The following is a 26,386-nucleotide window of genomic DNA, read 5'->3' on the forward strand; positions in this document are numbered from 1 at the left end:
CTCGCTCAGCGGCGCACCACGACGAACGCACCCAGGGGGAAGGCCGCGCCGTTCACGAGAGCGACGACCTCGTGTTCGCCTACGTTGGGCTTCCGCGTCGTGTGAACCGCCAAGGAGATCGTCTTCGACAGCGTCGCGCCTTCCTTCGGGGCCAGGTCGAGCTTCGCCACCTTGAAGACCTTGGCGGACCTCGCACCTCGCGCCTTCACGAAGTGAACCGCCAGATCGACGGCGAGGCGCTGCGCCGCTCCCCCGCGCTTCGCGACGACGTTGAACGTGACGCGAACGCTCTTGCCGATGGGCACTCGACTCGGCGCGAAGGAGGCGCCCGTGACGCGAACGCGAGGCTTCTCGCCGAAGCCGAGGAGCGCGAGCGCCTCCGCGTTACCCTGTTTGACTGACCAGCGCAGCGCGTGCTCGACGAGCTTGCGCCGCTCCGCCGTCGCGTCCTTCAGCCACCGGGCCGCGACCTCGAGGGCCAGGTCGGGCTGCGACTTGGTGAGGTCGTTCAGGTGGTTGGCCACGGAACGCCGAACCATCGTGTTCGGGTCGTCCTTCAAAGTCTCGAGCAAGGCGACGAAGCGCGCCGGTTCTTCGTCGACGAACCGCACCCGTGAGGCCCACGGCAAGCGGGGCCGCGTCCCTTCGGAGACGAGGCGCCGGACGTGGGGGTTCGGGTCGCGAGCCCAGCGCGCGAGAAAGGCGAGGGCTCGCTCGGGGTCACGATCGATGAAGGGGCGGACGCTGAACTCGGCGGTGAAGCGCTGCGTGAGCGCGTGTTGCGCCTCCATCGAGGCGTCAAAGGCATCGAGGCCGTATTCGGCGACGAAGGTCACGTGAGGCATGTAGAAGAACGGCGCCATGCCCGCGCCCTCGAGCTCGTCGGTCGCGTGTTTCGGACCGAGCGAGGCGAGCAGGACACCGAGCGCCTCGCGGTAGTCGAGCGGCAGGTGCGCTCGCAGCGCGACGGCCATGTGAAGCGCGCGCGCCTTGAGCTCGAGCTCCGTGAGTCCCTTCGTCGCGTCCGCCACGAAGCGCTTCGCGTCGAACGGCGGGTGGACCGCCGCCACCGAAGCCGCGAGGCGTCTCGCCATGGCCGGCGAGAAGAAGTCCTTCAGCGCGTCGGCCACGGCGTCAGGTCCGCGAGAGCTCGCGGGCCAACGCGTCAAGCGCGTCGGGCCCGACGCCGAGCGCCTTTCCGACGGCGACGCTCGCGGCGGCGGCCTTGGCGCGAACGTCGAACGGAATGCGCAGTCGGTCGGCGAGCGTCGCGATGGCCTCGCGCTCCTCTTCGGCGACGTCGCCGTCGGAGGCGCTGAGGAGGCACGCGACGGCGTACACGAACTCTCCTTCTTCCGCGGAGAGCGTCGCCTTGGCGGTCTTTCGCGCGACCTCATGAGACCGGATGGCCTTCTGGACCGCGTCGAGATCAGCACCGGTCAAGCCCGCGGCTTTGGCGGCTCGTTCGAGGACGTCGGCCTCCTTGGCGCTCACCACGCCATCGGCCCACGCCACGGCGGTGAGAGCCAGGAACACGTCTTTGGATAGCTTCATGGTGGGCACTCCCGATGGGCTGACGGTGTGGTCGTTTTGGTCGTCGCGGGGGCGTCGCGTGGGTGCGCGGCCGCGGCGATGCTCGCAGCTCGCTCGGCCGAAATCGAGTGCGTACCTTGGCGCACGTCACGTTACCTGCCGGCGACAGACGGATCGATCGATCCCCTGCTTTCGCTTCACCTCGCGAAAATGCCCGTCAGATGGCCCCCGCGGGCCGCGAGCGCGCTGGCATCCCATCTGCATCGGTTGCGAGCGACCTTCTGCGTATCCCCCCGCCTGCGCCTCATCGCCCTGGTCACGCTCTCCGGCGCGGCCATCGCGACTGCGGCCGCCACCGCGGAAGCGGCCTCGCCGCCGGGCACCCCTTACGCGTCACGCCTCCATGTCGTGGACGCCCTCGAGGCCCTCGCGGGGGTGACCCTGGGCGTCTCCCGATCCACGGCGCCCGGCGCGCCGGGCACGCTCGAAGCCGCCATCGCCCATTTCGCTCCTGCCTTCGCCAATCCGGTTCGTGAAGGAGCGGCACCGCCGGTCAAGGTCGGCGCCCGTTGCCCCGCCGAGATGGCCCTCGTCGCGGGCCGCGTCTGCGTGGACCGCTACGAGGCCTCGCTCCTCGAGGTCACGCCCGACCGTCGCCTCGTGCCGCACTCGCCGTACCACGCGCCCGCCGCCGGTAAGGTGTATTTTGCACATAGCGCGCCTTACGTGGTGCCGCAGGCGTACATCAACGGGGCGCAGGCGGCGTCGGCTTGTCAGGCGGCGCAGAAGCGCCTCTGCGAGCCCGTCGAGTGGCGCGCAGCGTGCGGCGGCAAGCAGGGCACCGCGTACCCGTACGGCCCCAAACATGTGGCCGGCGCGTGCAACGATCGCGGCGTCTCGGCGGTGACCTTGATTCACGGCGCCACCAAGAACGCCTGGGGCTTCGCCGAGCTCAACGACCCGCGCATCAACGCGCATCCCGGCACCGTCGCCGGCGCCGGCACGTTCTATTCGTGCGTGAACGACTACGGCATCTGGGACATGGTCGGTAACCTCCACGAGTGGACCGCCGATCCCAACGGCACGTTCCAGGGCGGCTATTACCTCGACACCAAGGAGCACGGCGAAGGCTGCGCTTACCGAACCATCGCTCACGAGTTCGAATACAAGGACTACTCCATCGGCTTTCGCTGCTGCGCCGATCCGACGTGATCGGCTGCCGTCGCGTGGCGCCCGGTCGGGCTCGCGCGAGGAACGCGTTAGCATGGGCCCCATGAGAGCCCTCCTCGGCGCCGCACTCCTCGTGGTCGCGTGCTCTCGGCCCGCGCCGCCCACGGAGGCGCCTCCGCCCGCGCCAACGGCTCCCGTGGCGGCAACACCGACCATCGCGTCGCCGCCCTCGGCGAGCGCGGCCTCCTCGTCGCTGCCGCCGCGGCCTTCCGTCGCGCTGCCGCCACCTCCGGTCCGCGGCGTCTACCTGGGGCGGACGCTCGCGAAGCCCATGAGCTACCAAGGCGCCGACTGGCTCGAGCGCTCCGACCGCGAGGTGACCGATCGACCGGAGCACGTCCTCGACGTCATCGCGCTCAAGCCCGACGATACGGTGGCCGACGTCGGCGCCGGTTCTGGTTACTTCACCGAGCGCATCGCGCGGCGCCTCACGCCGCGAGGTCGCGTCATCGCCACCGATCTTCAGCCCGAGATGTTGGGCATGATTCGGAAGAAGATGGCCGCCAAGGCGCTCACCAACGTCGAGCCTCGCCTCGCCACCGAGACCGAAAGCGCCCTCGTCGCCGATTCCGTCGACGTTGCGCTGATGGTCGACGTCTACCACGAGCTCCCCAGACCGGATCTGACGCTGCATCAAGTGCGCACATCCTTGCGCCGCGGCGGCCGTCTCGTGCTCGTCGAGTACCGCGGCGAGGACCCTAAAGTCCCCGTCAAGCCGGAGCACAAGATGACGCTCGCGCAGATCAGGCGTGAGCTTGAAGCGTCCGCCTTCACCGTCATCACGGTCGACGAATCGCTGCCGCACCAGCGCATCGTCATTGCCAAACCCGCCGAGTGAGACCGCCGTCTTCGCAGTCCTAGGACCGAGACTTGGGGTGTGACTTGTCGAGGAAGTCTGGATAGTTGTAGGGTGCAATTGATAACGTTGGAGTGCAAACGATCGCCCCCGTGGTGTCGGTAACCTTTCGGAATGCGCGACCTTGTTTGAGGGTCTTTCCGAAATCGAAAGGCACTCTTTCCGGGGCGCATCCTTACGACTTGTTTGGCGGAAGCTAGACCGCGTCGTGGAGGTTCACTCGATGAAAACAACGACGCTTCGAATCGCGCTCTCTTGTCTGGCTCTCTCTGCCGTCGGTTGCTCCGGAGGCGACGATGGCGGTGCCGAGGCCGCCAGCGATGAGGCGGCCTTCAGCGCCGGCGACGGCTACCGCAAGACGGGCACGTTCGTGCTCCAAGAGAAGGAGACGCGCACCGTCGACGTGGCCGCATGTTTTGAGGGGCGCGGGCCGTGTTCGCTTTCACCACTGCCGAAGGTCGACGCCGGTCCCGGGACCGTTGAGCTCCGGACCCTTGGCGCCCGCAACGGCAGTGACGAAGTCACCGTCAACCTTCGCGTTCGTCGCCCCGACTTTGGCGGCGGTCGCATCACCGATCGAGCTCTCGCTGTGAGGCTCGTGTCGGAGCCCATCGCCTACGCCTCGTCGGCTTGGTCCGGGCGCTTCCCCACGGCCGACGGCTCGGAGGCCGTGATTCGCGTGAACTTTGAGAACGACGGCTACGGCGTCGATCCCGACACCGACCGGCTTCGCTGGGTGGAGGTCACGTACACCTCCGACGCGAAGACGCTCAAGATGTTGGCGCGCTGAACTCGGGCCGGGTCAGCGTCGCCGGACTCGTCCCGCCTGCATGTCGAGGCCCGTCGCGGTCTTGATGCCGTAGACGAAGTAGAGCTCCTGCGCGCCGCCGGGCCGGTCTGCGATCGTCGGCTGGCCCAAGGCGACGACCGCCCCAGGGCGCGAGGAGCCGTTCTCGCCAGCAAGGTCTATCTCCGGCGAGGACCACGACGCCGCGCTCTCGGGCGCCCCACTTAGCGTTGCGGTGGCGATGCGTAGGTTTTGGGCGAAGTAGAGCGTCGTGCCATGGAGGAACGGCTGACGGCGATCGTCGGTGTCGGCGCCCACGGGCAGCGGCGCCGTTGCCCCGAGCGCCGCCGTTGGCAGGCCGCCATCGAAGCGGGCAACGTACATTTTGGGCGTCGTCGGCGCGCTGTCGTCGTCGAAGAAGATGTAGGGTGCACGAACCTGCGGGTTGCCCTGCTCGCCCGCGAGCGGGGTCGTCACGAGGCGCGTGGTGATGCGGTCGGACTCGACGACCGTTCCCGCGTCGCACGAGTAGCGGGCGAGCACGTTGGGACTCCCCAGCGTGAGCGGCGTGTAGAAGAGGTCGTTGTCGCTCCCGGCGGGGACCACCGAATAGCCGCCAAAGACGGCTTCGGCAGCCGTGCCCTTCGGGGCCGCGAGGAGGGAGAAGCCGAAGGGCGCGCCGCAACCGTCGGCGTCGCGGCCGATGACGAAGGGTTCGGCAAAAGAGCCGTCGCTCATGCGCTTGAAGCCAAAGGCTGTGACCGGCGGGAGCGCAAAGGACTCCACTTCGCCACCGTCGGGGGCCGTGAAGCACAGCTTGTCGCAACGATTGAGGATGCGCGTCTTCGAGAGGATGCGCTCGGCGCCGAACATGTTGGGTCGCTCTGGCGCGCCGTAGGGGCCCAGCACCGTTTGACACGCGGCCGACTGCGGATTGGCGGGGCCGGCGCAGCCGAGCAGGCAACAGATGGCGTCGACCGGTGAGTAGCTGCCAACAAAGAGCCACTCGCCGTCGGGGCTCACGACGGTCCCGTCTTCGTAGCCGGCCGTGTTCACGAGGCCTGGCACGGCCTCTGGCTGTCCCCAGCCATCAGAGACGTGGGGCAACACGAGCGCCGTGGCTGTGCGCGTGAGCTCCATGCCGCTGCTGCGTGCCGTAACTTGGATCGGCTGCTCTCCGCTCACGTCCGTCGGGGTCACGAGCACTTCGAGGCCGCCCGGCGTCGGCTGAGGGGCCGTGACGTTGGCGCTGCCCGGTGCCGCCACCACGAGATCCGAAGCGGAAAGCGCGCCCCCGTCGGGGGTCGTTCCTCGGATTTCGACGACGACGACCGTCGCGCCACCGTCGGAGCCGCCGTCTGTGCGTCGGTCAAGTGTCAGCTCGAGCCGCAGGCCTGCCTCTGCTGCTGCTGCGTCAAAGCCGCCGTCGATCGCGAGCGTCGCGTCGCTGCCGGCGTCGGTTGCGGTCGTGTTGGCATCGCCGACGAGCGCTGTCGCGGGCGCGTCCTCGCCGTCGCAGCCGAAGAAGGGCAGAAGGACCAAGCCGATTGCGAGCACAGCCGCGGAGAGTTTTCGCACGGAGCCGAGTGTACCTGGCGCGCGTGCTAATCGCCCCGCCGCGAGCGACAGCGCGCGCCAAAGGAGGTCCCGACAGGCGTGCGCAGCAGAGTCCGACGGCTCAGCCGTCATCGGGCCGGCGGCGCGTCGCCTCCCGGCGTCGGGCACGCCGTCAGTGCTGGCGGGGTACCCTTCTCGAGGGCTGCCAAGATGCGCGAGTAGTAGCCGCTCGTTCGCGTCCGTGAGTGGAACGGGCCTAACAGTCCCGCGATGTCGTGATCGCTCACGCGGTCGTCGACGAGATCGGGGTCGCTGTCCGGTGTGGCGAAACCATTGGGGCCGAGGAGCGCTAACCGGCCCACGTGGTGATAGTTCAAGAACGCCATCACGCCGGGTATCCCCGTCACGGCGTCTTGGTCGTTGCGGAATCGCACGAGCGGTACTTCGTGGCGCCGCGCCGCGGCGGTCATCGAGTCGCGGAACTCGCTGTTGCCTACCATCGGAGAGCCAAAGGTGTAGAGGCCTCGCAAGTTGAACGCCTCGCCTCGGTCCATGCGGTCGAGCAGGCGCGCTGTCATGAGTGTCGCCAGGGCGCCGCCGAGGCTGTGGCCCGTGATCCAGACGCCGATCTTCGGATCGCCGCCCGTGAGCTGCCGAATCTTGTTCGAGAGAAGGTTCGTCGATTCGGTGTCATCGACCGACTGGAGCGCCGTCACGAAGCCGCGGTGCGCGTAGCCCCATCCTTCCGAGAAGCCATAGTTCGTCAGCTTCGACTTGAAGATGTCGAGGTCTTTGAAGATGTCGATGAGGTCCCGCGCCTGCAGGTCGGACGCGCTCGGCGGTTCGGTGCCCCGGAACACCACGAGGACGACGGGCTCGGTCGAGTGCCTTGCGATGGCGACCTGGGTGCTCCCGCGATTCATGGCCCGCTCGAGCAGCGTGTAGGGCTTCGCGCTGAAGAACTGGATCCAGTTCGTGTCGTCGGTTTGACGGAGCAGGTAGTTCTTGAAGGCCGCCGCCGGCAGCTCGGGGTGCCCGTCGTCGTCTCGCGCGGTGTACTTGTTCTCGAAGAAGTCGCGCGCGCACACGCCGAAATTCTCCGGCGACATCACGTCGCGATGGCGCATGAACTTGAGGAGCGCTTCCGGGCCCTCCTTCTCCTTCGCGTGGAGCTCTTCCTTGTGGCTCACCTCGAAGTCGCGGGCCCGGCCCAGATCGCGGCCGCACTGAGCCCACAAGCTGTCGGCAGGGCTGCCGAACCCGAGGTCCAGGAGGTGTGGCGCGAAGTAGCCGAGGTGCGAGTATTGGTTCGCCGATGCCAAGGCGAGCCAAGCGGCGTTCGTGAGGTGGAGCGGCGCGTCGGGACTCGGGGCCGAACAAAACGTGAAGTGTGGTCCCTGACTCGGCGACTCCGACAGATGGATCTTGAGCGCGTCGGACTGAGGCTCCGTCACCTCGAGGGCCCCTTCGCTCGTCTCCTCGGGGATGGCGGCGGAACAGCCAAAAAGCCCCTGAGCGAGCACCACGGAAAAGGCAGAAGCAAGGCGGCGCATGATCTTGCACTCCGCGTTCAAGAGCCGTGCCCGCCGCGAGGTCAGTGTTCTCAAGACTTCGCGCGTCGCGCGTGTGGATCGTTCGGTCCCCGATTGGCGCGCCCACTCATCAGGAGCGATTCCGGCGAGCGCGGCGGCGCTGCGCTTGAGCTGGCTTCGGGCCGACACGGCGTCGTGATAGACAGCGCCGTGATGTCTCGCATGGCCGCTTCGATGGCGCTCTCAGCGCTCTCGCTCTCCTTCGGTTGTGGCGAGCGCCAAGGCGAGATGGCGCCCGTCGCGCCCACCGCGCCCGCCGACGCGTCGGCGGCGGAGGCGCATGCGCCCGCTCTCCTCGCCGCCTCGAGCTATTGCGAGACGGTGGTCGACGCGTTCTGCGCGTTCTACATGCGATGTGGCCGCATGGTGGCGCGCGACGAGGCCGAGTGTCGCTCCGTCTTTCTCCAGACGTGCAACGCCCGCTACGAGCCGCGGTACGTCGACCTCGAGGGTGCCGCGCTGCTCACGCTTTCGCGGAGCGGCGTCGACGCGTGCGCGAAACACCTCGCGACGGTCGAATGCGTGAAGCAGCCGCTCGATCTCGGCGGCCCCTGCGGCTCCATGTGGACCGGAGCGTCGCCCGTTGGCGCACCCTGCGGCGTCGATGTCGAAAGCTTCGTGTGCGGCGCCGGCGCGACCTGCACCTTGGGGCTCGACTTTTGCGGCACCTGCGAACGAGCTGCCGGCCGCGGCGAACCTTGCGGAAGCGGCGTCCGGTGCAACCCCGACGACGCCTGCGTCGCTGGGCGCTGCGAGCCGCGCGCCCTCGTCAGCGAACCCTGCGACGCCACTCGGGTGTGCGTGACGGGGGCGTCGTGCACGGCGGGAACATGCGTCGCGCCGGCGATCGTCGCGGAGGGGGAGAGCTGCGACGCGACGCACCGCTGCGCGTACCGGTCGGTCTGCGAAGCGGCTCGGTGTGTTAGGCAGGCGTTGTTCGGAGAAGCTTGCGGCAATGACCGGGCGTGCGCGTCGGGCCGCTGCGTCGCCGACAAGTGCACGGCGCTCAAGGAGGCCGGTGAGCCATGCGTGGCGCCCGGCGAGTGCGCGTCGGCCTCGTGCGCGAAGGGCAAGTGCGCGTCGCTTCCTACAGCGTGCTTCTCGCGGTGATTGGCAAGCGCGACGCGTTTGGGGACCTGGCCCCGGGCCCAACCAAGGTCGCCTGCCCCAACCCGCAAGACGCAGTAGCGGCCGGCGCGCTACTTCGCGCCGCAGACCTTCGTTCCCTTGAAGCGCGCCAGCTTGTCTTCAAGGTCGCGCTGCGTCGTGCTCAGCGAGACGGGGTCCGCGTCGAGGCGCGAGACGCCCCCTTTGCCGCTGGGCCCCGCGACGAGCGGCGAGGGCAACGCTGTTGGCGGACATCCCGCAACAAACGAGGCCTCGGCGATCGCGAGCAATGAAACGGCGTGCTCGCGCGCGGCGTCGTTGAAGTCTTGCGCCCACGTGAGCGTGCCGCCCTTGACCACGCTCCCGCGCGTCACCCAGGCGTACGTAAGCTCCGTTTGGCTGCTGTTTGAGCGGAACGACCCGCCAAAGGAGCCGCCGCTGACGCCGCCCGCGTGGGCGACCTCGATGCTCGGCGGGATGTACCAGCCGAGGCCGCCGTGAACGGCGTCGTGCTGGACCTCCGACGCGAAGAGCGCCATCCACGCCGCCTCGCGGATGGCGTCCGCGGACACGCGACCGACCTCGTCCTTGGCCTCGCGGGCCGCGTCGGTCTTCTTCCCGTCGACGGAGCCGCCGTCGCGAAGCACCAAGCCACTGCAGCTCCGGACCACGTAGGCGGAGCCACTGGCGAGGTCGTAGGCGCGCACCTCATCGCAGAACGAGTGGTGTCCACGTCGGCCGCGGACGAAGAACCACCCCTCCCGCGGCGCGCGGAAGCGACCCAACGGAAACATGGTGCGTGGTGTCTCGCTCTCGCGCATGCACGCGCGGAACTCGGCGAAGCGTCTTAGGACTGGCTTGGTGAGGGCCCGCGCTTCGCACGCCGATTGCTCTGCGCGCGGCGCCGCGCCTCGACGCTCCAGGTGCTTCACGAGACCGAAGAGCTCAAAGAAGCGGTCCGCGCGCCGCTGCCAGCCGACCGTCTCGGCGCCGCACGCCGCGTCGCCCTCGCGGCACAAGAGCGCCGCGAGCGGGTGCGAAGGGGCCACGTCGAGGGTAAGCGTCTTTCGCGGGGTCGGCGGAGTCGTGCTCACGCGCCCGCCACCGTCGGCCGGCTCGTCGTAGTGCAGGACCTGCTCCAGCCAGGCGCGGCCGCCGCGACCGAAAAAGGCGCGCAGCGATGCGCTCGCATCGAAGGCCGCGCCGAGCTCGTGCAGGTCCCAACGAATGAGGCGGAAGCACGGGCCGTCGAGGAGCGTGACGAGCTCGCCCGCGAGGGGCTTGGGATCGTCGGTCGGGAGCAGCGCCTCGACGCGCTTCGAGAGCGCGGCGATGGCCGTCCGCGCGTCGTCGGCCTCCGGCGAGGCCGCGCATGGGCGGAGCGCCGGCTCGTCGTCGGATGCCGCGACGACGGCGCGGACCTCGGCCGTGGGTTCAGGCGCGACGGTCGGGAGGGGGGCGAGCGGCGCGCCGCCCCGCGTCGTCGGGGCGCAGGAGGCCCCGAAGAGGAGGCTCAGCGCCGCCGCGATGCCGAGGCCTGTCGACCGAGGCCTCACGACGCCCACGCTCTCAATGACGCTTGCTCCGACCGTCGTGACATGGCGCCCCCGCACGTGGCTCATGAAGAGACACAACCGTAGCGAAGATTCGGGCCGTTTCGAAGAAGACCGGCCCGGCTCGCAATGGCCCGGGCCCCCCGTCAGAAACAGAGCCCGAAGGACCAGTCGTCGCCAAGGAGGCCCACGAAGGTTCCGCCGCTGTTGCCCCGGTCGGTGCAGGCATTTTGGGATGGCGAGTTGTAAGGGCCCATGCCCGGGTTGTCGCCGCCGCACACGGTCTCGAGGGCATCGCTGTCGAGGGTCTCGAGGGTCGCGGTCGTGAGGTTCTGCTTCATGGCGATTGGCTTTCTTCTTAGGTTAGGAAAACGCGCCGTTCGGACTCCGAAGCGGCAGGCGGTCGTTCGCGCCTTCGCAGCACGGAGGTGCAGCGCGCGTGCCATGGGCGGGGTCGCCGAGCGACACGCCAGCGACGCTCGCGTTCTCACGGGATTCCGGAGGCGCGCTCCCGAAGACACCGGTGGCGCGCGCCCCCGCCGCTCGCGAGCCATGTCCCACGTAGGCCACGAAGGCCCGCAGCGTCCGTCTTGCGCGCCTGGGGTAAGGACCGCTCAGGAAAACACACGTCCACGCAAGAAACTTGCGACGCGTTATGAATGGGAGCGCGTCACCGCCGTCGCGGGACCGCGCGATGAGGTAACGTCAAGGCCCCTTGGAATCGCGAATTGCCTCCGTGGAGCTCCGCGACGCCGCCCAGCTCTCGGCCCTCGCCAACCAGCTCCGCGGGCGCGAGGCCGCCGCTGACGACGTCTTCGAGTCCATCTACCCGGCCGCGTTTCGCGAATCGTCGCAGTGCTTCTGGACCCCCGTCTCGGTCGCGCTTCGCGCGGCCGAGTGGCTCGTCCGTGGGCCCGAGACGCGCGTCCTCGACGTCGGCTCCGGCGTCGGAAAGATGTGCATCGTCGGCGCCCTCTCGACCGGTGCGACGTTCGTCGGCGTCGAGCGTCGCCCCCATTTCGTGGCCGCGGCGATCCGTGCTGCCGAGCGCCTCGAGGCTCGCTCGGCGCGCTTTGTGGTCGGCGCCTTCGAGGACCAAGACGTCACGGCGTACGACGGCGTCTACCTCTTCAATCCCTTTGAGGAGAACCTCTGGGGGCCGAGCGATTGGCTCGACGACACCGTTGACCTGTCGGAGGCGCGGTTCCGTGACGACGTGGATCGGGCCATCGCCTGGCTCTCCCGCGCGCGCCCCAAGACGCGCGTCGTCACGTACCACGGCTTTGGAGGCACGTTCCCACCCGACTACCGCCTCGAAGAGCGCGAGTGGTGCCGCGGCGGCTTCCTCGACGCGTGGGTCAAGACGTAGCGCGAGCCGTCGGCGGCCTGCGACGACGTCAGCCTGGCATCATCAGCTTCTTGATGGCGGCTCGCTCTTGCTCGAGCGGCAGGCCCCAGCCGGACTCGTAGCCGAAGACTTCGCGCGCCGAGCGCTGCGTGAAGCCGTCGAGCACCGCCAGGCGATCGAGCGGCACGAGGGCCGGGTGCGCTTCGCCGCATGCGTGGGCCAGCTGTATGAGCTCCTTGCGGAGCGTCATGAGGTAGTTGGCGAGGCGCGCTGCTTTGAGCGTGGGGTCAAGGCCGCCCACGAGCCAGGGCGTTTGCGTGGCGATGCCCGTGGGGCAATGGCCCGTGTGACACTCCTGCGCTTGAATGCAGCCGATGGCCAACATGGCCTCGCGGGCTACGTTGATCATGTCGCAGCCGAGCGCCAGCGCCAGGAGGCCCTGCTCCGGGAAGCCTAGCTTTCCAGAGCCGATGAAGACGACGTTCTCCTGAACGCCGCGCTCGGCGAAGGCGCGGTACACCGAGGAGAAGCCGAGCTTGAACGGCAAAGACACGTGGTCGGCGAAGACCAACGGCGCGGCCCCGGTGCCGCCTTCGCCGCCGTCGATGGTGACGAAGTCCGGCGCGCGGCCCGTAGTTTCGATGGCCTTCGCGAGGTCGTGCCAGAAGGTCATGTCGCCGACCGCCGATTTGATGCCCACCGGAAGACCCGTGCGCTCTGCAAGCATCTCGATGAAGTCGAGCATCGACGAGACGTCGCTGAAGGCGCCGTGGGCTGCGGGGCTGATGCAGTCTTGCCCCAAGGGAATGAGCCGAATGCGGGCGATCTCCTTGGTGATCTTCGCCGCCGGGAGCACGCCGCCCATGCCCGGCTTGGCCCCTTGACTGAGCTTGAGCTCGAGGGCCCGCACCTTGGCCGTCGCGAGCGTCTCGAGCATGCGGTCGATGGAGAAGCCGCCCTTCTCATCGCGGCAGCCGAAATAGCCGGTGCCGATCTGCCAAACGAGATCGCCGCCGGAGCGATGCGGCTCGGCGATGCCGCCTTCGCCGGTGTTCTGCATGGCGCCAGCGATGGCGACGCCCCGGTTGATGGCTTCCACGGCGGCGCGACTCAACGAGCCATAGCTCATGGCCGACGTGTTCACGATGCTCGTGGGGCGAAAGGCCTTCTTCCGACCGCGAAAGCCGCCCAGCACCTTCGCGCTGGGGCACCCGTATTTCGGGTCGTAGCCTGGCTCACCTTCGTGCGGACTCGTGAGCGGAAAGGCCGCGTGGCGCACGACGAGGTAGCTCGGTGAGAGCTCGAGGTCGTTGTCGGTGCCGAAGCCGAAGTAGTTGTTCTCCTTCTTCGCCGACGCGTAGACCCACCGCCTCTGATCGCGACTGAAGGGGCGCTCTTCGTCGTTGCCGGTGACGATGTATTGACGGAGCGGCCCGCCGAGCTTCTCGAACCAGAACCGAAAGCGCCCCACGAGCGGGAAGTTGCGAATGATCGTGTGTCGCTTCTGCAGGCGATCACGAACGGCGACGAGGAGCAGCAAGCCCACGACGGAGGCGGCGAACCACGAGGCAGACCAAGCAGGCATCCGCGCAGGGTACCCAAGAGCTCGCGGTCCCCTCGAGGGGATCGATAGGATCACGAAAAGCTCAATCCTTTCCGAACGAAGTCGCGCAAAATCGCTCACGGGCTTGCGCCTTCCGATCGGTAGGGCACACTCGCCGCCGCCATGCATCGATTCTTCGGGGGAGGTGCCGCGTTCGCGGCGTTGTTCACTTGGGCCTTTACCGCGTCCGCCGACTACGCGGATCCGGGGCCCGTAGCGTTCAAGACGTCCGCGCTCGGCGCCGTAGGCGGAGCGACGGGCGGGTTCCTCGTGGTCCCCACGACGGCGGGCCCGCACCCTTTGATCATCGCGAGCCACGGCTGGTCGGCCAGCTCGGACAACCAGCTCGGGTGGGCCGAACACTTCGCGAGCTACGGCTTCGTCGTCGTCGTCCCCGATCTGCCGAGCCCCTTCAACCCGGACCCGACCACGCAGAAGAACGTCATCGTCTCGCTGGCCAAGTCGTTCGCTGACCCGGGCTTCTCGTCGGGGGCGAAGGGCAAGGTCGACGGCGCCCGCATCGGGCTCGAGGGACACAGCGCGGGAGGCCTCGCGACCTCCGTGGCGTCGGCCGAGCTTCGGCCGCGCGCAACGGTCCTCTTCGATCCCGTCGACAAAGCCAACGCGGGCAAGACGGCAATGCCCAAGATCTGCACGCCGATCTTGTCGCTCTTCGCCGCGCCAGGTGGCTGCAACAACCAAGGCGGATGGGCCGCATACAAGGCGCAATCGACGGGCCCCAGCATCGTCTTTGACGTGGTGGGCGCCTCCCACTGCGACGGTGAGAACGCTTCGCGTGGCGCGGCCTGCGGCGTCTTCTGCGGTGGGTCGGCCAACGCCACTCGCCAGGACGTTCACGCTCGCTACGCCACCGCGTTCTTTCTCGCGAACCTGAAAGACGACACGACGGCGGCGGCGCTCCTCACGGCCGGCGCCCTCGGTGCCGACGCCGAGCTCAGCGGCGTGTCGGTCACGGCCGGCGCACCGTGCACGGGAGCGCCCCCCGATGCGGGCGCGTCACCGGCCGCCGACGCGGGAGCGCCGGAGCCAGGAACGCCGTCGCCGAGCGGCTCGTCGTCGTCGGGCAACGACGCCGGCGCGAAGGGCAGCCCGGGCACAACGCCCGACACGAACTCGCCCGTCACGCCGAGCAGCGATGGGGGATGCGCCGTCGCGTCCCCCAGCGGCTCGCCGGCGCGTGGCGCATTCGCGCTGGGCCTCGCGCTGGCCCTCCTGGGGCTTTTTGGGCGACGCACGAAGCGCTGAGCGGACTCTCGCTCAAAGCTCGTTGTCGTAGGGGCGGACACGCGCCGACGCCGATCGCCGGTGAGTCTGATGCAGCGTGACGCGCGCTCCGATGCACAAGGGATCGGCGTGCCGGTGCACTTGGCTGCGGTGCAAGTGTCCGATCCGCGCAGCGGGCACGATCGCCTCCGCGGGTGTCCGCCGGACGTCCGGGAGTGGCCGTGGACACGAACGACTGCGCCCGGCGCGCATCAGGGCGACCGGCGGGCGGGGGGAGGCCCGGGCCGCTGCCGCATCAATTAGCATGCAAACTGCCGGTCTTGCGCCCCTCGGCCCCCGCCGGGCCCGCGGCGCCGGGCCGGGCCCCGGCGCGCTGGCCCAGCCTGTGCGTCTGCCACGCCATGCTCCCGCCGCTGCAACTCACCTTCAAACGCACCACGCTCCTCGTGAACCATTGGGCCCGCCAACTCGCCAGGGTCGCGGACCTCACGCCCGCCCGCGCGGACTTGATGATTCTGCTGCGTGATCACCCGATGATGCAGGCTGGCATCATTCGCGAGATGTGCGTCAGCGCGCCCGTCGTGAGTCGAATGCTCAAGGCGCTCGAAGGCCTTGGCCTCGTGCAACGACGACCACACCCGTTCGATCGCCGTTATCGCATCGTCGAACTCACGCCACTCGGCCAGCAAGCCCTCGCCCCGCTGTTCGAGGACCTGCTCCCCGACGACGAAGAACTCGGCACCGTTCAAGACGCAGCCGAGTCCATCGCACTGGAGTTTCTCGGGGAGCCGCTCACGCAGCTTGCCATCCAGACTCACATTCCCTGCGATCGAAACCTTCGCGAGACGCTGCCGCCCCTGTTTCAACTCCTTCGACGCACCAGCCTCCTGGGGTTTCTCCTGGACGGAGTCGCTGCGCCTCCCTTCTCGCCAGCTCCATCGCTCAAGCGCGACGCACCGGATGCGTGGGACCTCCGGACCGTCAGCGCTGCGGATCTCGCGTCCTAGCCCCGCTCAGTAAGCGGTGTCCCGCGCCGCGCGGAGGAGCTTGCTGGCCCACCAGCAGGCCCTGGCCAACGTCGACGCACGACTTCCACTCGTTGTTCCCGTTTGTTCATATCGGACATCGACCTCTCGCAAGGGTGTCTCCAAAGGCGCTCCCCGCCGCGGCTACACACCGCGAGCTCGGCGATGCGGCTTGGAGCGCCCCGAAGGTCGCGTCGACATGCGCTGGCGAGAGATCGGACATGCACCAGTAGAGTGACTGGTTCGCGTCAGGTCCACCGCGCGGAGCCGCGCGCGCTTCTTCTTCGCGTTGGCGCAGGCGCGAATCTGGTCGCCGCCCTTGGCGTCGACGGCGGAGAGGCGCTGTCAACACTCCTTCGTGAGGCGACCGCCGTTGTTGCTCACGCCGGAGGTCTTGAGGCCCCGCACCATTTCGGTGCAGGTCGCATCGACGGCCGGTTGCGGCACGTGTCGCGCATGACGCGGCCTCCGAGCCGGGTCAGATCGTAGTTGCCGATGGGCTTGGTCGCCGAGCTGACTTCGATGTGCGCCGCGAGGCTCTCGAGGACGCTGTTGGAAATCACGACGGACGCTCACCACGTGGAAGCGGACAAATCCTCCACGGCGCGTCGCATTTGTTCTTGGCAGGACTCAGCGGCATGGCCATCGATGGTGGGTGGCCTTTCGTTGTCCCCGTTGTGGCGTTGCCCTGATGACAACCGCGACGGCTCGCCTCTCCGGGTGTTCCCGCTGCGGCGGGCTATGGGTCGGCGCCGGCCCCACGCCCGGCAACCTCGAAGTCGTGGCCGCCACACTCGAGTCGTGTGCGCACGCACGACCGTCCGGCGTTCCCGCTGTCCTGTGTCCCGAGTGCCGTGCGAGCGCGGTGCGCGCAAGATTCGAAGGCGTCGACCTCGACGTCTGCACGCGTCACGGTGTCTGGTTCGATCGAGATGAGGTGGCCAAGGTCCTTGCTCAAGGCTCGGCCCTCTCAACGGCCACGATGCTGGAGGTCGTCCGAGACGCGCAGCGACGGGCCATGGTCCCGTCACCACCGCCGCCGGTACGGCAAGCCGACGCGGCGCAAGATTCCGCCGACGAAGAACACTCGCCCTGGGTCACCGTCGGTTTCCTCGCGCTCTTCCTCGGCGGACCGCCGCTCGTGAACCATGGTCACCGCGTCCCCGAGCTCGCGAAGGTCGTTTTGGCCTTCGTGGAGCGACTCATGGCTCACTGAGCGGAGCGGCGTCGTTGGGTTCACGCGACCAAGCAAAGGCGCTCCTTGGCCACGGCGATGCGGGCGCGCATGCCCCAGGGAAATTCCAGTCGGTCGTCCTCGATCCCGTCGCCAAACACGACGCCCGCCTCGTTCATCTCCGAAGTGATCTCGAGCGCCTCTTCGGCCGTGAGGAGCCCTTGCGTCAGCGACGTCTGCGTCGCCACGCTGGGAAACGCCTCGCGAACGAAGAAGGCGAGGCCCGGCTCCGTCGGCGAAGGCATAGGCGGCGCTGCGACGCGCTCGCGGTGAATGGAGCGCGCCCATCCGGTGGCGCCGGTGCCGGTGGCGACGACCGCGCCCGAGGACGAGTGACGCTCCTCGAGGCCCTTCGCGCGAAGCCGATACCGCGCCGATTGATGCGAGCGATGCCCGACGAAGATCTCGTTGATGGCCAAGAGCCGTTGGCCGTCGTCGAGCCGCGCCTCGACCATGGTGCGCTCTTCACGGGCGCGGCCATCGGCAGAGGCACCGAAGAGGTCCTTGGCGTCTTTCGGCGCGTGCTTCACGAGGACGCCGTCGTAGCTCGCCTTGTCGGGGTTGATGCCGATGACCGGTTGCCCGCGGAGGTACTTGGCAACGTTGGCCACGAGGCCGTCTTGGCCGACCACCACGATGACGTCGGTCGGGTCGAAGACGAAGCGACACAGGTCGCTTCGAGCCACGTGCGTGCGACGCCACGCGCGCGGGATCGCCGCTGCCGCCGCTTGCTCCGCCTCCTTCTGCTTCGCGTGGCGTTGGTCGGCGGCCTCCAGCGTCTGCCCGCGGCCCTTCAGGAAGAACTCCGCTTGCGCCCGCGTGCCGTGGCGCGCCACCACGAGCTCGTAGTCGGTGGCGCGCGTCACCAGCACCGCGCGAGGACTCACGATGCCCACGGCTCAAGACTCCTTGGGCGCCGCGAAGGCGCCGCCAAGGCCGCGCATGAGGTTCGCGAGCGTGTCGGGTTCAATGCGCACGTGCTCGATCTTCTGCAGCTTGCCCGCCAGCTCTTGCGCCGCCATGCCCGCGAGCACGTGGGGTGCCAGGTCCTTGTAGGAGAGGAGTCGCTCCTTCTCGGCGGCGACCTTCTCGGTCTCGACGAGGCGCACCGCCTCCGCTTGCGCCTTGGCCGTCGTCGTCGTGCGCTCCGCCTCGGCGCTCGCCTCGATGCGCATCAGGTCGGCGCGGGTCTCGACGCCGCGGCGCCTTCGCGCGAGCTCTGCTTCGTTGCGCACGCGCTCGGCCTCTGCTTCATCGGTCACGCGGCGCTCTTCATTGACGCCCCTTTGCCTGATCAACTGCTCCTCGCGCCGCGACAACTCGATTTGGTTCTGGAGCTCGTTCTCCTGAATGGCGCGCTCCTTCTCTACGGCGAGCGCGCGCCGCGCGAAGCCCGCTTCATCGGCCTCTTGTTGGATGCGCTCGCGCGCCGGCGCCTCGAGAGCGCGCTCCAGCTCAGGGGCCGGCTTCACGGCGACGATGCGCACCGTCGCGACATCGAGGCCGAGGTCAGAGAGCGCTCCGTCGGCGACGAGCCCCTTTTCGATGCAGAGGCGGAGCTCGGCCGGTCCTTTCGTCAGCGTCGTCGCAAGGTCATGCTCGCCGATCCACGAGACGGCGAGCTGCTGCGCCAATTGGCTGACGAGCTCGGTGAGGGCCTCGATCGGCTTCTTGCGGAACGCGCCCGTCGTCAGATCGATCGAGAAGTCGACGCGCTCGGCGAGCTTGTCGGGCTCCTTGATGCGGAACGTCACGGCGCCTTGGACGTGCGTGTCCTGAAAGTCTGTGGTGCGACCCCGGAATAGGAAGGCGAGCTCCTGGTCGTCAACCGGCACCTCCGCCACGCTGGTGCTCAGCGCGAGGAACCAGAAGCCGAGGGCGCGACCGCGCGCGAGCAACCGTCCGCCACGGAAGCGGAGCACGTAGGAGCTCGACTCGGCGCGGTAGTGACCGAAGGGGCCAAAACGTCTGACTTCACCCATGGGACTGTCCTTTCGGTTGAGGTTTCGCGGGCGCGCGTGAACGGAGGACCGCGACCGGCGCGGTCCGTCCGTCCACGAGTGTCGGAGCGTCGTCGTCGCCTGCTACACGGCGGAGCGGTGGCGGAAGCGGTAGAGCTCGGCGGGGCGGTGGCCCACGTCGATCTCGTGGCGGCCCGTCGCCTCCAGCTCACCCGAGGCGAGCATCTTGCGCCGGAACGAGTCCTTGTTGAGGTCGCGCCCGAGGATGATCTCGTGAACGCGTTGCAGGTCGAGGAGCGTGAATCGCTCTGGCAGAAGTTGAAATCCGATGGGCGCGTAGCCGAGCTTGCCGCGCAGGCGCTTGACCGCCATGCCGACGATGTCGGCGTGATCGAAGCCAACATCGAGCGTTTGCCCGAGAGGTCCCTTGAGCTCGACGGCGCCGCCCGTCTCTCCGGCCCAGGGCACGTCGATGCGGGCCGTCATGCCCTTGCCGTCGCGACCCTCGGTCGGGAAGCGTTCCGCGGCAACGAGCGCAAAGTACGAGACCGTGATGACGCGCGTTCGCGGATCACGGCGCACGCCGCCGAAGGTGTAGAGCTGCTCCAAGAAGACGTGGCTGAGGCCGGCCTTGCCCTGGAGCACGCGCTCGGCAGCTTCCTCGAGTGACTCGTCGATGCGCACGAAGCCGCCGGGCAAGACGACCTTGCCCTTGTGCGGGTGGTCGTCGCGCTCGAGGACGAGCGTGACGAGGGCGTCGCCCTTGACCGACACAAGGACGACGTCGACGGTGACCGACGGCCGCTCGTACTCGCTCGCGTCGTATTCGGTGAGGAACGCCGCCTCGTCGGTAGGCGGAGCGCCCTCGGCACGTTTCGGTTGCGGTGACTTGGGAGCGCGCGCCATCTTAGATACCAACAGCATATATGCTCCTGGTATCTATGTCAAGGCTGGGGGCAAGAGCGATCCCACGCTGGCGGCGAGCATCCCCGTTTTACGTCAGCATTGCGGCATCTTGCAGCGCAACTTGGTGACCCATTGCCGCGAGTGATCGGCGCCAGCGCCCCCTCTTGCTGAAGCGTTTCGTGGGGGGCTTTTTGCGGAGCCAATGGCCCGCCCGCTGCAGTGGGAGCGGTCATGGCTCGCACTGGAACCGCTGCCTCCGTCGCCGCCCTCGGCGCCTCCGCCGCCATGCCGCTCGCCACGACCGCCGTCGGGGCCGTTGACCGCGCCCTGGCCGGCGCGCCCATCAGCGAAGTCGTTCCGTCCCTGTCGACCATCGCGCCGGTGGCCCTGCCGCTCTTGGCGCCCGTCGCGTCGCTCTTGGCCCGACCGCATTCGGGTTCACAGGGCAATGCCGGCAGTCGCGCCGCGGCCCGCGTGGGCGATCGCGTGGGCCGCCATGGCGGCGGCGGCGGCGCCCTTCAATCGGTGGCCGCCGCGGGTGCGGTGGTCGGAGCGTTGGCCGGCCTCTCGCTCGGCGGACCGAGCGCGCTCGTGTCCGCGATCGTTGGCGCCGCGTCGCGGCCGTCGCCCGGCGCCGCGTCGCTCGGTGGCGGTTGCGGGCAGATCGCAGCGGGCTCGCCGAACGTGTTCATCGAGGGCCGCGCCGTCGCCCGCGCCTCCGCCGACGGCTGCGGTCACGGTCATGAGAAGCTCTCGCACGGCAGCGCCACGGTCTACGTCAACGGCAAGCCGTTGACGCGCGTCGGCGATGCGTCGCACTGCGGCGGTACGGTCATCACCGGCGCGGGGCGCACGCTCATCGGTGGCGCGTCGGCGACCGCGAGCGGCGGCGGCGCCGGTGGGCGCGCAGCTGCCGGTGTCGCAGCGGTTCTCTTGCGCGGTCTCACCGGCGCGCTCAGCGGTCAATTGTTGCAACTTGCATCGAATCAGTTCGGGGCCCTGCTGGCCGGCGCGCTGCCCGCGCTTCCGGAAGGCGTCGCCGGAGCGCTTCAACAGGCCGGTGGCATGGCGCTCGGCGTCGCCACGGGCGCTGTCACGGGGCAGAGCCTCGCCGCGGCGGCCTCTGGGCAATTGTTGCAAGCTGCATCGAGCGGTGTCGGTTCGGTGCTCAGCGGGGCGATGCCGGCCCTTCCGTCGCTCGTGACCGGCGCTTTGCAGCAGGCAAGCTCGCTGGCCATTGGCGCCGCGACCAGCGCGCTCGTTGGCGTTGGCGCCGGCGGCAGCGTGCGCGCCGCCGAGACCGGCGCGGCGCTGGGCCAGGCCGACGGTCAGGCGGACGTCGACTTGGAGGGCGGGAGCGGCACCGATGACGGGGCCGAGTTCGGCGACGACACGGGGTCTGACCTCGGCGCTTCTGCCGCCGGCCTTGACCCGCGCACCGGCGAGCCGGTGGGGCGCTTCATCGGCACGCCCGGTGGCGAGATGATGGTCGAGCCCCCGGGCGGTCGAACCACGGGCGGTGGCGGCTTCTATCAAACGCGCCGCGCCGACGAGAGCCCCTACCAGCGCATCGATCCGGGGCACCCTCGCCAAGCCGCCGAGGTCTCGCGCCTCCCGCACGGACACGCCTACGACGCCGAGGGCAACGCGCTGAGTCTTCGCGGCGAGGTTGTGCCTCGGACGAGCCCGGAAGCGCATATCCCGCTTCGGCCCGCTCTCGTCGACCAGGCGCTGCCGCCACCGCGGCCCAGCATCGCGGAAGGTCTCCCGGAGGACGCAGCGATCCTTCGTCGCGGCGGCGCCGATGGTGAAAGTTGGGTCATCTATCGGCCGGCCGAAGGTCCGGATCGCGTCCGCTTTCGCGCCGAGGATGCGCGCACCGGCGCGCCGATCAACCCCGGTCAAGGCGCCTACTCGGCGGACGCGGAGGCGGGACTGACGGCCGGACGAACGCTCGCCGACGATCGTGTGTTCGTCCTCGAGGGTAGGCACCGCGCCGTCGGCGCGGCGCAAGGAGATGCGATCCCGGCCGAGCTCGGCGGCGTCCCAGGGCAACGAGGCGTCCTCGACTACGAGTTCTACAATCGCTACTATTCGGACGCGGAAGGCCATAATGTCCGCGACCTTTGTGATCTATCGCGCCTGGTGGTGACGTCAGAAGCAAAGACTCCACCGACCGGGTCTCGCACCTGCACCTCGTGCGCCGAAGCCGAGCCGACGCGCGCGTCGGCCCTCGCGAGCGAGCTCACCCAAGAGGGCCTCGCGACGCGTCCGTCGTCCGGCGCGGACGCCGAAGAAGGTGGTGCACGGGCGACGGAAGATGCCAACGCGCGGCCCGGCGAAGACAGCGAGGCGCGGGCGACGGAAGACGCCAACGCGCGACCCGGCGAAGACGGCGAGGCGCGGCCGACGGAAGATGCCAATGCGCGGCCTACGGAAGAGGGCGGCCGTCCCTCGGGCGACGACGCGATGCGCGCGCGCGCGTCGCAGCGCGTGGCCAGCGACGGAAACCGCTACGGCTTCGACGCCGAGGCCGGCGTCTACCGCGTGCGCCCCGACCAAGCGGTGGAAACGTTGGGCCGCGGCGCCGGCGCCATGGAACAAGTGCCGCGCGACGCTCGCTTCACGGTGCTTCAGCAATCGCTCCGCTCCTACGGCGGAGAGGCCGCGGCCCGCGCGCTGGCAGCGCCCGACGGCACCAACGGTGGTGCGCTCGCGGCCGTGGCTCGGCAAGTGGTCCGCACCGAGGGCCGCGACATCGCCAGCAACAGCGCCGGCGCCCTAGGTGACGCAAGCGCAGCCGGGGGCGGGGGCACGCTCAACTTCTTTCAGCGTTTGCTCGGCCGATAGGCAACAGGCGGGTCGTACCGCGGCGAGTCTCGCGAGCGTCCCGACCGCGAGGACGTTCCTGGGATTTACGGGACGATCGCCGCTGATCCGGGCGCATGCGTGTCACAGTAGGCGGCATGCTCCGCCCCCACCACGGCACGACCCTCCTCGCCGCATCGCTCGTCGTTGTGCTCGCGAACGCCTGCGGGCCCGCAGACGCTGGCACCGCAGAGGGGGTGGGCGACGGCGGTCCCGGATTCGTGAATTCTAGCAACGATGCCGGGCCCGGCAGCGGTCTCGGCTCCCTCGCCGCGTGCGCCACCTCGCAACAGGAAGCCACGCTCAAGCCCCTGAACCTCGTCTTCCTCTACGACAAGAGCGGGAGCATGGGCGACAAGATGCGCATCTCTTCATGCGGCGGCGGCGACGTCGTGTGCCAGACGTTGACGCTGACGGGGCCCAGCGGAAACAGCGATCTCTACGCGTGCTACCCCGCGGGCCAGCTTGGGGCGTTGACGTTTCCGAACGCCACCAGCGCGAACTACAACGGCTCGCCGTGCCCCTCGGGGACGGTGGGCGGCGAACCGGCGATTCTTTGCGCGAGCCCCGCGGGCTGCAGCCAAACGCTGTTCTTTGACCCGGCCGCGAAGTGGGTCCCGGTTGGGCAAGCGGTCGAAACGTTCTTCGCGGATCCCAAGTCGGCGGGCCTCTCCGCGTCGATGGGGTTCTTCCCCAAGCAGGGCGCCGGCGGCACGATGTGCCAGCCCTCCGCGTACGAGACGCCTGCCGTCGCGATGCAAGCCTTGCCCAACGCGGCCGCGTTCAAAGGCGCCATCGCGAGCGAGACCCCGCGCGGTAACACGCCAACGGAGATCGCCCTCAAGGGCACGATCGCCTACGCGAAGACCGTCGCGGCGGCGCGCCCCAACGAGATCACGGCTATCGTCCTCGTGAGCGACGGCGATCCCACCGAGTGCGGCGACGCGACGCCCCAAGCCATCGGTGTCGTCAAGGGCGTGGCGCAGGCCGCCGCTGCCGACGCGAAGACGCCGCTCAAAACCTACGTCATCGGTGTCGGCGCAAGCCTCACGAACTTGAACGAGATCGCCGCCGGCGGAGGTACATCCACGGCCACGCTCGTGACCGTTGGCAACCCGGCCAAGACGTCGGCGGATCTGCTGGCCGCACTCGAAGCCATTCGCGGCAAGGAGCTGTCGTGCAACGTGCCGCTCCCGAGCCCGCCCGACGGCAAGAAGCTCGACATCAACGCCGTGAACGTCGTGGCGAACGTCAACGGTGTCGACGACGTGCTCACGTACAACAAGGACTGCACCGGCGGCACCGGCTGGCACTACGACGACGCGAACGCGCCGACGCGCGTGGAGCTGTGCCCCGCCACGTGCAGCGACATCCGCGCGAAGAAGGGGAAGCTCTCGATCGCGTTCGGCTGCGCCACGAAGGGCGGCGTCGTTCGCTGAGGCGTCGCGCCCCGCGCCCGAGCGTAGCGGCTACACCGTCACGCGCATGCGCCGCCGTCCGAAACGTTCGGCGGTGGGAGCGAACACGCCGTGCACCTCGGCCTTGCAAGACGCGCAACGCCCCTCGGCGTCGAGGCGGTACTTCAAGAGCTCGTACCAGTCGCGCTCGATGACCGGCGTCTTGCACGACGGACACAGCGTCTGGTCGCCGTCGTAGTCGTGAACGTTGCCGGTGTAGACGTAGAGCAGGCCTAGCGCTCGCGCGATGCTGCGCGCGAGCTTGAGCGTCTCCGGCGGCGTCGGAGGGACGTCCTGCATCTTGTAGTCTGGATGGAAGGCCGTGAAGTGAATCGGGACCGTGGGACCAAGCTCGCGCGCGACCCACTCGCAGAGGTTGACGAGCTCGGCGTCGGAGTCGTTGAGGCCTGGGATGAGGAGCGTCGTGATCTCGGTCCACACGTTGGTCTCGTGGACCAGGTACTTCAAGGTGTCCAAGACCGGCGCGAGATGAGCCGCTGTCTGCTTGAAGTAGAACTCTTCCGTGAAGGCCTTCAGGTCGACGTTCGCCGCGTCGATCTTTGAGAAGAACTCCTCTCGGGGCTTCGGGTAGATGTAGCCAGCCGTCACGGCCACGGTCTTGATGCCCCGCTCATGGCAAGCGTCGGCGACGTCCATCGCGTATTCGGGAAAGATCGTCGGGTCGTTGTAGGTGAAGGCGACGCTCTTGGCGCCGCTCTCGCGGGCAGCCTTGGCGATCGCCAACGGCGTCGCGTCGGCGGCGAGCGTGTCCATGTCACGTGACTTCGACATGTCCCAGTTCTGGCAGAACTTGCACGCGAGGTTGCAGCCGGCGGTGCCGAAGGAGAGGACGCTCGAGCCCGGGTAGAAGTGGTGGAGCGGCTTCTTCTCGATGGGGTCCAGGGCGAAGCCTGACGAGCGACCGTAGGTCGTCGACACCATCTTGCCGCCGACGTTTTGCCGTACGAAGCACATGCCGCGTTGCCCTTCGGCGAGCACGCAGTCGCGCGGACAGAGCTCGCAGCGGACGCGGCCGTCGTGGGTCTTGCTGAAGTAGCGGCCGGGATGCGGCGCGTTTTCGGTCATGAGGCTCGGTCGAGCCACTTGCGACTCGTGTAGCGGGACAGGCGAATGTCAGGAGACCAGAACGTCTTGGCGAGTCCCGCCTTTTCTTTCAAGTGCTCCAAAAAGTCGACCGGGCGAGGCAACGTCTCCCAAACCTGAGGCAAAAATGTGCCACGACGGTGGCCCAGCTCGAGGACGACGCCGTCCCGAAACGGCACGAGGGCCCTTACGGCGCCCCCCTCGGTGCCATCGAACTCGATGGGTTCGAGGCGCGAGAGCAGCGAGACTTCGACGTCGAGCTCGGCGACGTCGCGCAGCGTGATGACCGGAGCGCGCGGGTCGTAGAGCGCGGCCGCCACGGCGTTTTTTGCGACGTCGTCGACGATGGTGCGCTGCGCCTCCAAGGCGCCGATGCAGCCGTGGAGGTCGCCGTCGCGACGCCGCAGCGTGACGAAGGTCGCGCCCTCTTCGTCGATGGCCGGCGAATGTGGCTTGCTAGCGCGGGTGCCGCCCAACGCTTCGGCGATGACCGCGCGGGCGTAGGCAGCCAGCCTCTTGCCTTCGGCCTCATCGACTCTCATGACAGGCCTCCCGAACTCTCGGGCTCCGAGAAGCCCAACGCGGCGTAGCCGACCACTCGGCGGCGGTCGCCGGCGGTGTCGCCGGAGCTTCGTCGATCGTAGAGCCGCGCCGTGAGTCCCTTGCGGCGCGCAACCCACAAGAGGCCTGCGAGCCCCGTGGCGCCGCAGGCCTGGTCGTGGTCGACGCCTTCCGAATCGAGCGCGACGATCCGCGCGACCGTGGCTTCGTCGCGGTGCTTGCCTTCTTCGTACGGCAGGTAGTGCGATAGGTCGGTGCTGATGACGATGCGCGTCTCGGGGCCGCCCCAGAGCGTTTCGAGCACTTCACCGACCTCCGCTGCGCTGGCGGTGCCAGCAGCGAGCGGCACCACCTCGGCTCGCGGGACGACGCGCTGCAAGAAGGGGAGCTCCACCTCCAGCGAGTGCTCGCTCGCGTGGGCGAAGGCGCTCGCCTCGACCTCCGGAATCTGACGAAGCGCCTCTAGATCAACGGTGACGCTTCCGAGGGGCGTCGCGAGAGAGCGCGCGCCGGGCCAGACGAGACCGCGCACGGCCACGCGGTGAGCCGGACCGATAAGCACCACCCGGGTCACAACGTCGCGGGCGCTGGCGAGCCTCGCAAAGCCGCTCGCCGCGACGGCACCCGAATACACGTAGCCGGCGTGAGGGACGACGAGCGCCTTCGGCGACGGCTCGCTAGCGTCGAGCCGCACGGCGCCGAGGAGTCGGTCGACGAGGGCGCCGAGCGCCTCCGGATCTTCTGGGTAGAAGGTGCCGGCCACGGCGCTGGGCCTGCTTGCGTCGAGCTGCGGTCGCATGGGACGCCCCTATGGGTGCGCATGTTGCCCGACCGGCGCAAGGTCTTTGCCAGGTCTCTG

General features: G+C 68.9%; 24 protein-coding genes. 10 read left to right on the plus strand and 14 right to left on the minus strand.

The annotated features are described in order from the left end of the window. Positions 1 to 5: 5 nt before the first annotated feature. Together IPG50_34730 and IPG50_34735 are read right to left on the minus strand one after the other, a co-directional pair. Positions 6 to 1,130, minus strand: a complete 1,125-nt coding sequence (locus tag IPG50_34730) for a DNA alkylation repair protein (protein ID MBK6697308.1) — start codon at positions 1,128 to 1,130, stop codon at positions 6 to 8. Between the two features lie 4 nt (positions 1,131 to 1,134). Next, a complete protein-coding gene (locus IPG50_34735) occupies positions 1,135 to 1,554 on the minus strand; it encodes a TerB family tellurite resistance protein (protein ID MBK6697309.1) in 420 nt (139 codons plus the stop codon). Between the two features lie 246 nt (positions 1,555 to 1,800). Between IPG50_34735 and IPG50_34740 the strand changes: the two genes are divergently transcribed. The 3 genes from IPG50_34740 (at position 1,801) to IPG50_34750 (ending at position 4,409) form a co-directional block, all read left to right on the plus strand. Next, the gene (locus tag IPG50_34740) at positions 1,801 to 2,745 is read left to right on the plus strand and encodes an SUMF1/EgtB/PvdO family nonheme iron enzyme (GenBank protein ID MBK6697310.1); all 945 of its coding nucleotides are present in this window, start codon (positions 1,801 to 1,803) and stop codon (positions 2,743 to 2,745) included. A gap of 61 nt (positions 2,746 to 2,806) precedes the next feature. Further along, on the plus strand, positions 2,807 to 3,601 hold the full coding sequence (locus IPG50_34745; GenBank protein MBK6697311.1) for a class I SAM-dependent methyltransferase: 795 nt from the start codon (positions 2,807 to 2,809) through the stop codon (positions 3,599 to 3,601). Positions 3,602 to 3,842: 241 nt separating this feature from the next. Further along, positions 3,843 to 4,409: a hypothetical protein gene (locus IPG50_34750; protein ID MBK6697312.1), complete on the plus strand. Its 567-nt coding sequence runs from the start codon at positions 3,843 to 3,845 to the stop codon at positions 4,407 to 4,409. Positions 4,410 to 4,421: 12 nt separating this feature from the next. Here IPG50_34750 and IPG50_34755 read toward each other — a convergent pair whose 3' ends face one another. Next, a complete protein-coding gene (locus tag IPG50_34755) occupies positions 4,422 to 5,984 on the minus strand; it encodes a hypothetical protein (protein MBK6697313.1) in 1,563 nt (520 codons plus the stop codon). A gap of 107 nt (positions 5,985 to 6,091) precedes the next feature. Next, positions 6,092 to 7,684 (minus strand): lipase family protein, encoded by a 1,593-nt coding sequence (locus IPG50_34760; protein ID MBK6697314.1) that lies wholly within the window; start codon positions 7,682 to 7,684, stop codon positions 6,092 to 6,094. 21 nt (positions 7,685 to 7,705) lie between these two features. On the opposite strand from IPG50_34760, the gene IPG50_34765 reads away from it, so the two are divergent. Further along, positions 7,706 to 8,665 (plus strand): hypothetical protein, encoded by a 960-nt coding sequence (locus tag IPG50_34765; GenBank protein MBK6697315.1) that lies wholly within the window; start codon positions 7,706 to 7,708, stop codon positions 8,663 to 8,665. A gap of 89 nt (positions 8,666 to 8,754) precedes the next feature. On the opposite strand, the gene IPG50_34770 is transcribed toward IPG50_34765, so the two are convergent. Next, on the minus strand, positions 8,755 to 10,284 hold the full coding sequence (locus tag IPG50_34770; protein ID MBK6697316.1) for a hypothetical protein: 1,530 nt from the start codon (positions 10,282 to 10,284) through the stop codon (positions 8,755 to 8,757). 77 nt (positions 10,285 to 10,361) lie between these two features. Next, entirely contained in the window at positions 10,362 to 10,556 is a 195-nt protein-coding gene (locus IPG50_34775; GenBank protein ID MBK6697317.1) for a hypothetical protein, read from the minus strand. A gap of 374 nt (positions 10,557 to 10,930) precedes the next feature. Here IPG50_34775 and IPG50_34780 point away from each other — a divergent pair, with 374 nt between their 5' ends. Beyond that, positions 10,931 to 11,584, plus strand: coding sequence for a class I SAM-dependent methyltransferase (locus IPG50_34780; GenBank protein MBK6697318.1), 654 nt, complete (start codon positions 10,931 to 10,933; stop codon positions 11,582 to 11,584). Positions 11,585 to 11,612: 28 nt separating this feature from the next. On the opposite strand, the gene IPG50_34785 is transcribed toward IPG50_34780, so the two are convergent. After that, positions 11,613 to 13,148 carry an FMN-binding glutamate synthase family protein gene (locus IPG50_34785; protein MBK6697319.1) on the minus strand — a complete coding sequence of 512 codons (1,536 nt, stop codon included), beginning with the start codon at positions 13,146 to 13,148 and terminating at the stop codon, positions 11,613 to 11,615. A gap of 141 nt (positions 13,149 to 13,289) precedes the next feature. On the opposite strand from IPG50_34785, the gene IPG50_34790 reads away from it, so the two are divergent. Then, entirely contained in the window at positions 13,290 to 14,432 is a 1,143-nt protein-coding gene (locus tag IPG50_34790) for a hypothetical protein (GenBank protein ID MBK6697320.1), read from the plus strand. Between the two features lie 380 nt (positions 14,433 to 14,812). Next, on the plus strand, positions 14,813 to 15,418 hold the full coding sequence (locus IPG50_34795) for a MarR family transcriptional regulator (GenBank protein MBK6697321.1): 606 nt from the start codon (positions 14,813 to 14,815) through the stop codon (positions 15,416 to 15,418). A 398-nt stretch (positions 15,419 to 15,816) separates the two neighbouring features. Here IPG50_34795 and IPG50_34800 read toward each other — a convergent pair whose 3' ends face one another. After that, on the minus strand, positions 15,817 to 15,999 hold the full coding sequence (locus tag IPG50_34800) for a hypothetical protein (protein ID MBK6697322.1): 183 nt from the start codon (positions 15,997 to 15,999) through the stop codon (positions 15,817 to 15,819). 128 nt (positions 16,000 to 16,127) lie between these two features. On the opposite strand from IPG50_34800, the gene IPG50_34805 reads away from it, so the two are divergent. Continuing rightward, positions 16,128 to 16,652 carry a zf-TFIIB domain-containing protein gene (locus IPG50_34805; protein ID MBK6697323.1) on the plus strand — a complete coding sequence of 175 codons (525 nt, stop codon included), beginning with the start codon at positions 16,128 to 16,130 and terminating at the stop codon, positions 16,650 to 16,652. 20 nt (positions 16,653 to 16,672) lie between these two features. Here the strand turns inward: IPG50_34805 and IPG50_34810 are convergent, their stop codons facing one another. From IPG50_34810 to IPG50_34820, 3 genes are all read right to left on the minus strand, one after another. Further along, the gene (locus tag IPG50_34810) at positions 16,673 to 17,566 is read right to left on the minus strand and encodes an NAD(+)/NADH kinase (protein ID MBK6697324.1); all 894 of its coding nucleotides are present in this window, start codon (positions 17,564 to 17,566) and stop codon (positions 16,673 to 16,675) included. A gap of 3 nt (positions 17,567 to 17,569) precedes the next feature. Next, positions 17,570 to 18,652 carry a band 7 protein gene (locus IPG50_34815; protein MBK6697325.1) on the minus strand — a complete coding sequence of 361 codons (1,083 nt, stop codon included), beginning with the start codon at positions 18,650 to 18,652 and terminating at the stop codon, positions 17,570 to 17,572. Positions 18,653 to 18,754: 102 nt separating this feature from the next. Next, positions 18,755 to 19,537 carry an NUDIX domain-containing protein gene (locus IPG50_34820; GenBank protein MBK6697326.1) on the minus strand — a complete coding sequence of 261 codons (783 nt, stop codon included), beginning with the start codon at positions 19,535 to 19,537 and terminating at the stop codon, positions 18,755 to 18,757. 231 nt (positions 19,538 to 19,768) lie between these two features. Here IPG50_34820 and IPG50_34825 point away from each other — a divergent pair, with 231 nt between their 5' ends. Together IPG50_34825 and IPG50_34830 are read left to right on the plus strand one after the other, a co-directional pair. After that, positions 19,769 to 22,387 carry a PAAR domain-containing protein gene (locus IPG50_34825; GenBank protein ID MBK6697327.1) on the plus strand — a complete coding sequence of 873 codons (2,619 nt, stop codon included), beginning with the start codon at positions 19,769 to 19,771 and terminating at the stop codon, positions 22,385 to 22,387. A gap of 116 nt (positions 22,388 to 22,503) precedes the next feature. Continuing rightward, a complete protein-coding gene (locus IPG50_34830; GenBank protein MBK6697328.1) occupies positions 22,504 to 23,844 on the plus strand; it encodes a VWA domain-containing protein in 1,341 nt (446 codons plus the stop codon). A 30-nt stretch (positions 23,845 to 23,874) separates the two neighbouring features. On the opposite strand, the gene amrS is transcribed toward IPG50_34830, so the two are convergent. The 3 genes from amrS to amrB are packed head-to-tail and all read right to left on the minus strand — an operon-like array spanning position 23,875 to position 26,326. Then, positions 23,875 to 24,948, minus strand: a complete 1,074-nt coding sequence (gene amrS / locus IPG50_34835; protein ID MBK6697329.1) for an AmmeMemoRadiSam system radical SAM enzyme — start codon at positions 24,946 to 24,948, stop codon at positions 23,875 to 23,877. After that, positions 24,945 to 25,508: an AmmeMemoRadiSam system protein A gene (amrA, locus tag IPG50_34840; GenBank protein ID MBK6697330.1), complete on the minus strand. Its 564-nt coding sequence runs from the start codon at positions 25,506 to 25,508 to the stop codon at positions 24,945 to 24,947. Before amrA ends, amrS begins: the two co-directional genes overlap by 4 nt. Then, the gene (amrB, locus tag IPG50_34845; GenBank protein MBK6697331.1) at positions 25,505 to 26,326 is read right to left on the minus strand and encodes an AmmeMemoRadiSam system protein B; all 822 of its coding nucleotides are present in this window, start codon (positions 26,324 to 26,326) and stop codon (positions 25,505 to 25,507) included. Before amrB ends, amrA begins: the two co-directional genes overlap by 4 nt. Positions 26,327 to 26,386 lie beyond the last annotated feature (60 nt).

The organism is Myxococcales bacterium, from assembly GCA_016703425.1.
Classification (GTDB): Bacteria; Myxococcota_A; Polyangia; order Polyangiales; family Polyangiaceae; genus JADJCA01.